General features: G+C 63.9%; 7 protein-coding genes and 1 pseudogene. 4 read left to right on the top strand and 4 right to left on the bottom strand.

Annotation, left to right across the window (positions count from 1 at the left end; translation table 11 throughout):
- The 3 genes and pseudogenes from WAN71_RS26510 to fdhD form a co-directional block, all read left to right on the top strand.
- Nucleotides 1-402 (top strand): annotated as a pseudogene (locus WAN71_RS26510) (hypothetical protein); the annotation flags it as partial.
- Between the two features lie 13 nt (nt 403-415).
- Nucleotides 416-661 carry a hypothetical protein gene (locus WAN71_RS26505; protein WP_422228172.1) on the top strand — a complete coding sequence of 82 codons (246 nt, stop codon included), beginning with the start codon at nt 416-418 and terminating at the stop codon, nt 659-661.
- Nucleotides 649-1,473: a formate dehydrogenase accessory sulfurtransferase FdhD gene (gene fdhD, locus WAN71_RS26500; RefSeq protein ID WP_422228171.1), complete on the top strand. Its 825-nt coding sequence runs from the start codon at nt 649-651 to the stop codon at nt 1,471-1,473. The genes WAN71_RS26505 and fdhD overlap by 13 nt, the downstream gene beginning before the upstream one ends.
- Before the next feature lie 8 nt (nt 1,474-1,481).
- Here fdhD and WAN71_RS26495 read toward each other — a convergent pair whose 3' ends face one another.
- The 4 genes from WAN71_RS26495 to WAN71_RS26480 all read right to left on the bottom strand — a co-directional run bounded on the left by WAN71_RS26495 (nt 1,482) and on the right by WAN71_RS26480 (nt 4,302).
- Nucleotides 1,482-2,354, bottom strand: a complete 873-nt coding sequence (locus tag WAN71_RS26495) for a cyclopropane mycolic acid synthase family methyltransferase (RefSeq protein ID WP_422228170.1) — start codon at nt 2,352-2,354, stop codon at nt 1,482-1,484.
- Between the two features lie 36 nt (nt 2,355-2,390).
- Nucleotides 2,391-2,903 (bottom strand): FAS1-like dehydratase domain-containing protein, encoded by a 513-nt coding sequence (locus WAN71_RS26490; RefSeq protein WP_422228169.1) that lies wholly within the window; start codon nt 2,901-2,903, stop codon nt 2,391-2,393.
- A gap of 42 nt (nt 2,904-2,945) precedes the next feature.
- Nucleotides 2,946-3,809, bottom strand: coding sequence for an HAD family hydrolase (locus WAN71_RS26485; RefSeq protein ID WP_422228173.1), 864 nt, complete (start codon nt 3,807-3,809; stop codon nt 2,946-2,948).
- Nucleotides 3,810-4,008: 199 nt separating this feature from the next.
- Nucleotides 4,009-4,302: a hypothetical protein gene (locus WAN71_RS26480; RefSeq protein ID WP_422228168.1), complete on the bottom strand. Its 294-nt coding sequence runs from the start codon at nt 4,300-4,302 to the stop codon at nt 4,009-4,011.
- 1,065 nt (nt 4,303-5,367) lie between these two features.
- Between WAN71_RS26480 and WAN71_RS26475 the strand changes: the two genes are divergently transcribed.
- Nucleotides 5,368-5,638, top strand: a 271-nt coding sequence (locus tag WAN71_RS26475; protein WP_422228167.1) for a hypothetical protein, incomplete at its 3' end; no start/stop codon positions are given.

The raw sequence follows: 5,638 nt of genomic DNA, 5'->3' as shown, positions 1-5,638 counted from the left end.
CTGGGTAAGCGCTTCAAGGACCGCTACAAGCTGCAACGGTTCGGCCGCGGCGGCTTCGTGGCGGCGGCGCTGCGCACCAAAGCACCGATCGTGCCGTGCTCGATCGTCGGCTCCGAGGAGATCTACCCAATGCTGGCCGACGTCAGGCTGTTGGCGCGACTGTTCGGCCTGCCGTACTTCCCGATCACCCCGCTGTTTCCGCTGGCCGGTCCGGCCGGGCTGGTGCCGCTGCCGTCGAAGTGGCACATCGCCTTTGGCGAGCCGATTCCCACCGCGCGCTACGACGGCGCCGACGCCGACGATCCCATGGTCACCTTCGAGCTGACCGACCAGGTGCGCGAAACCATCCAGCAGACGCTGTATCAACTGCTGGCCGGGCGCCGCAACATGTTCTTCGGCTGAGGTCTATCGGCCGGTGAAGTATCGAAGCCGCCGCACCCGCCGTCGGCGCGACACCGAAGTGGTTTACGACGAGCACACGGTGGCCGCCGCTCGCAAAACAGAGGCGGCCGGTGTGCGGGCGGTGATGGTGTCGCTGCAGCGCGGGCTGACATCGACGGGTCCGCTGCGGACGGTGGCGTCGAAGGCGATCGTAATCAGGCTGGAGCCTGGGCAGCAGGCGCCGCAAAGTCAGCAAAGGCAAGCCTCGTGGGCCGGGTAACGGCGCGTCGGCGGGTGCATCACGTCAACGCTGGCGACGCTGTCGACCGACCCGACACCCTGGTCGTTGAGGAGCCGTTGGAGATTCGGGTCAATGGCCGTGCTATCACCGTAACCATGCGCACCCCCGGCGCCGATGTCGAACTGGCGCAAGGCGTTTTGTTGACCGAGGGGGTGATCAATTGCCGTGACGACGTGCGCACTGTCCGGTATTGCCGCGGCGCCACCGAGGATGGGCGCAACACCTACAACGTGCTCGATGTGACCCTGGCCGATGAGGTTTCGATGCCTGAGGTCGATGTGACGCGCAATTTCTACACCACCTCCTCGTGTGGCGTGTGCGGCAAAGCGTCGCTGGAGGCGGTGCGGCTGACCAGCCGCTACTGTCCCGGCGACGACCCGTCGGTGGTCAGCGCCGCCACGCTCTCGGCGATGCCAGATCGGCTGCGTGACGCACAGAAAGTCTTCGCCACCACCGGCGGGCTGCACGGCGCCGCCCTGTTCAGCACAGACGGTGCGATCTTGGCCGTCCGCGAGGACATCGGCAGGCACAATGCCGTCGACAAGGTCCTGGGCTGGGCACTCGAAACCAACCGCATCCCGCTGACCGGCACTGTGCTACTGGTCAGCGGCCGGGTGTCGTTTGAGCTCACGCAGAAAGCGGTGATGGCCGGCGTTCCGGTGCTGGCTGCGGTGTCGGCGCCGTCGTCGCTGGCCGTCGACTTGGCCAGCCAGTCCGGGTTGACCCTGGTCGCGTTCCTGCGCGGCGAGTCGATGAATGTCTACACCCGACCCGACCGCTTGGTGCAGTAGTCCGACCTCTAGTCGGCCGGTTTGACCAACGTGAACTGGCAGACGTCGGTGTAGCCGGTGCGGAATAGCTCCGCGCAGCCGGTGAGGTATTTCATGTAGCGGTCGTAGACCTCGTCGGACTGGATCGCGATGGCCTCGTCCTTGCGCGCTTCCAGCGCCTGAGCCCAGATTTCCAGCGTGCGCGCATAGTGCAGCCTCAGCGGCTGCATCTTGGTGAGCGTAAAGCCCGCGTTGGTCGCGTGCTTTTCAACCGCCGTGGCCTGCGGCAGATCCCCGCCGGGAAAGATTTCCTCCATGATGAACTTGGAGAACCGGATGAGCTTCATGGTGAGCGGTAGCTCACGTGCGGCGAACTCCTCGTTAGTCGGCTTGATGATGGTGTGCAACATCATCACGCCGCCGGCCGGCAGCACCGTATACGCCATCTTGAAGAAGTCGGGGTAGCGGTCGCGGCCGAAGTGCTCGAACGCGCCGATCGAGACGATCCGATCCACCGGCTTGTGAAATTGCTCCCAGCCTTGCAGCAGCACCTGCTTGGAACGTGGGCTGTCCAGCTCGTCCAGCGAGTCCTGGGCATGGGCGGCCTGGTTCTTGCTCAAGGTCAAGCCGATCACGTTGACGTCATACCGCTCGATGGCGCGCCGCAAGGTGGCGCCCCAGCCGCAGCCGACGTCGAGCAGCGTCATTCCGGGTTCTAGACCCAGCTTGCCCAGCGACAGGTCGATCTTGGCCAGCTGAGCCTCTTCAAGCGTCATGTCGTCGCGCTCGAAGTACGCGCAGCTGTAGGTGTGGCTGGGGTCCAGGAAGAGCCGGTAGAAGTCGTCGGACAGGTCGTAGTGCGACTGGACGTCGTCAAAATGCGGCGTGAGATCCGTGCTCATCGGTGTTGCTCTCCCCCTAAAAGTTCCCGGCTGACACTAGGCGGAGCCGCGGATGGATGCAATTGCAGCAATTGTCGCCTCGGCGTTCGCGTCCGGGTTGGACGACTCGCCCAACATGGTCACGATGCTGGTGATTATCGGGTTCGCATCGGCGTCGGTGACCTCGCTGCGGATCTCGGCGATCACGGTGCCGTGGGACTCGATGACCGAGTCCAGATAGGTGTCGAAGTACAGCCGGTCACCGGCCATGATCGGCCGGTGGAAGACGAATTTCTGGTCCCGGTGCAGCACCCGCGCGAGGTTGATCGGGATGTCGAACTTGGTGAAGACGTCCAGCTGAACACGCCGTCCGGCGACCGCAAGGAAGGTGAGCGACGCCACAGTGCTGTCGTAACCGGCCTCGGCGGCCGACGCCTCGGAGTAGTGCGACGGATGGTCGTCCTTGACGGCCTGCGCGAACTCGCGGACCTTTTCTCGTCCGACCTCGAAGTAGTCCGGGAATCGGTAATGCGTTCCGATGAGTTCTTCGGCGCCCTCGGGAAGTGACATGCGCTGATCTCCACTCTTAGGGTTGCTCAGCGGCGCAGCTTATCAGCGTGATTGTCGTCGAGAGGCCACCGCGGCCAGTGCGCCGCCCGCTGCGCCCAGCGCTAGCGCCGACGGCACTCCGATCCGGGCGGCCTTGCGCGCAGTCCGGAAGTCGCGGATCTCCCAGCCGCGTTTGCGAGCCAGATCGCGCAAATGGCTGTCGGGGTTGATAGCGACGGCGGTCCCGACCAGGGAGAGCAGCGGCACGTCGTTGTAGCTGTCGGAGTAAGCGGTGCAGCGTTTGAGATTGAGGCCCTCGCGGATGGCAAGCGAGCGCACCGCGTGCGCCTTGCCGGGGCCGTGCAGGATCTCACCTACCAGCCGGCCGGTGAACACGCCGTCGACTGACTCGGCAACGGTGCCCAGCGCGCCGGTCAGGCCGAGTCGGCGGGCGATGGTGATGGCGAGTTCATACGGCGTGGCGGTGACCAGCCAGACCTGCTGGCCGGCGTCAAGGTGCATCTGGGCCAGATCGCGGGTGCCGGCCCAGATCTTGTCGGCGATGATTTCGTCGTAGACCTCTTCGCCGAGGCGAACCAGCTCTTCGGTGGATCGGCCTTCGATGAAGGCCAGAGCCTTGCGCCGGCCGGCGGCGACGTCGTCGCTGTTCTCCCGGCCGATGAGCTGAAACTTGGCTTGCGCGTACACGAATCCGATCACGTCGCGATAGGTGAAGTACTTGCGAGCGGCTAAGCCGCGGCCGAAATGCAGCAGCGACGAACCCTGCACAAGTGTGTTGTCCACGTCGAAGAACGCTGCCGCGGTCAGGTCGACCGGCGGCTGCTCGGGCCCGGCGGCCTCGTCGGTCTGGACGTCATCCAGCGCACGGTCGGCACTGGCGTTGGCGGCCAGCGTCTCCAGATCCAGTTCAACCGGACTGGATTCTGCGTGGGGGCCTGGTTCGACAGTGCCCGGGCCGCCGGGAGCGCTCACGGTTCAACACTATCCGCCCTCGGCGCGTTCGGTTGTTTGGCAGAGCCGCTGTTGTGGGGGAGAAGACAGCGTCGGCCCCTAGAAGCGGAGTCTGATGCCGAACGCAGGTTATCGCTTCGAACGCCGGCCATGGTCAACGAAGATTCCAGCCGACGCATCTGCCAATCTCATGCAGCGCTTCGTGTGAAAGTTCCGGATGCCTGTCGTGGAAGCGCCGAAGGATGTCGTTTACACCTTCCTCTAAGGTCATGTCTCCCCACTCAATTGGCATGCCGACAGCCTCGCGCACTAACTCAGAGATCTTTGTGGTGAGTACTTCGCCTTGCGTAGTTCCAAAATTTTCGACCACCTTCTCCTCGTCGATGCGTGGAACCGCTGAATCCTTGATAGCTACGACAATCGCCGTGTTGATGGCTTCACTGTCCACTGGTCAACCCTTTCAGCGCTCAAATATAGTCTTTTGAAGACCGGTCTCAGGATCAATCACCACGATCTTAGTGACGTTCGGATTACCGATAAGTCTTGGAAGCTCAACGGTTTCCCAGACACCCCCCGGACGCAAATTTGATCCGACGACTGCGTACACCTCACCTCTGGCATTCTCCGCATACATTCCGGAGACCTTCGACCACCATTCTTGCGAGGCGGGATCAGTAAAATCAAAAAAGGGTGTTTTCACGCCGTTCCGCTTCAACAGTCCTTCGAGAGTGGTTCCGCTATGCGATGCTGCAAACAAATCGGCGCTCCCGTTGCCGCCGGCTGACTGAGGCCCTATTCCTATCCCCTCGGAGGTTCTTCCCGACCAGAAGAATGCGCCATCGGGCGGAGGTGTGACTAGTTCCGGAGACGGCAATCGATAGGGACCAACGACGTTATCCCCAGGGTGGCCCTCCTCGGTCTGGTGAGGCGAGTCCTCGTCGGCGGGCCGGGGCTGGTGGTCGTCAGGTGCCCCGCCGTGCGGTGATTCGTGTGGGTGCCCACCGTCTGGCAGGCGGGGACCGGGTGTTGCAGCGCCAGGCATCGGTGCCGAGTGAGGGGGAGATGCGCCGGGTGAGGCCGGCGGTGGCGCCGAGGGAGGGGGGCCCGGCGAATGTTCGCCGCTGGGCGGCTCGTGCCCAGGCCTCGATGGTGCTGACTCCAGCGGTGGCTTGGGCCCCTCACTTGGGCCAGGCTTTTTGGCTACTGGAGGCTTGGACTCGGTTGGGCCACGTGGGGCGGGGACGTGCGGCGTCGGCGCGGGCGCTGGGCGTCCGCCCTTGGGTGGTTCGCTCCGCGGTTGTTCGTGAGGAGGTGCCGGCGTCTTTGCAGGCGGTTCAGGGCGTATCGGGCGCGGCTTGGGCGCGCGGAGTCCCTTGAGCCCTCTGGCGGCGTCTGCCGCGGCCCGGCCCAGCTTGGGCAGTTTTGATATGGGGCCGCCCGGGAGCAGCAAGGTGATGCCGTCGACAACCGTTTCGCCGCCTGCCCTGAAGGGATCTGTGCTCCACTCGTCCCAGTGGGTGACTCCCTTGCCAAGATCCTTCCAACCCTCTTTGAAGCTCTGAAAGCCATCCAATCCAGTCAGCTGCCCAACCGAGGTGACTTCGGCAGCAACGTCTTGGTACCAGCCGACCGGGTCGATAATCGCCCGCGGCAAACTGTGGGTCCAGAAGGTGTCTTTAATGATCCCGACGGCTTCTCCACCTATGCCTTCGAAGTAGTGCTTTGCGGCGTACGGGGCCATGACCGTGATAATCGTTTTGGCTTCGGTGAGCGCGGTGGCGATC

Origin of the sequence: Mycobacterium sp. (genome assembly GCF_049280035.1) — a bacterium.
Classification (GTDB): Bacteria; Actinomycetota; Actinomycetes; order Mycobacteriales; family Mycobacteriaceae; genus Mycobacterium.
The sequence above is the reverse complement of the archived record's forward strand: the minus strand, read 5'-3'. Positions and strand labels throughout refer to the sequence as shown.

What these genes read in the sequence shown, in the direction of transcription:
- WAN71_RS26495 (WP_422228170.1), bottom strand. Translation starts at nt 2,354, where the DNA reads ATGAGCACGGATCTCACGCCGCATTTTGACGACGTCCAGTCGCACTAC.
- WAN71_RS26490 (WP_422228169.1), bottom strand. Translation starts at nt 2,903, where the DNA reads ATGTCACTTCCCGAGGGCGCCGAAGAACTCATCGGAACGCATTACCGA.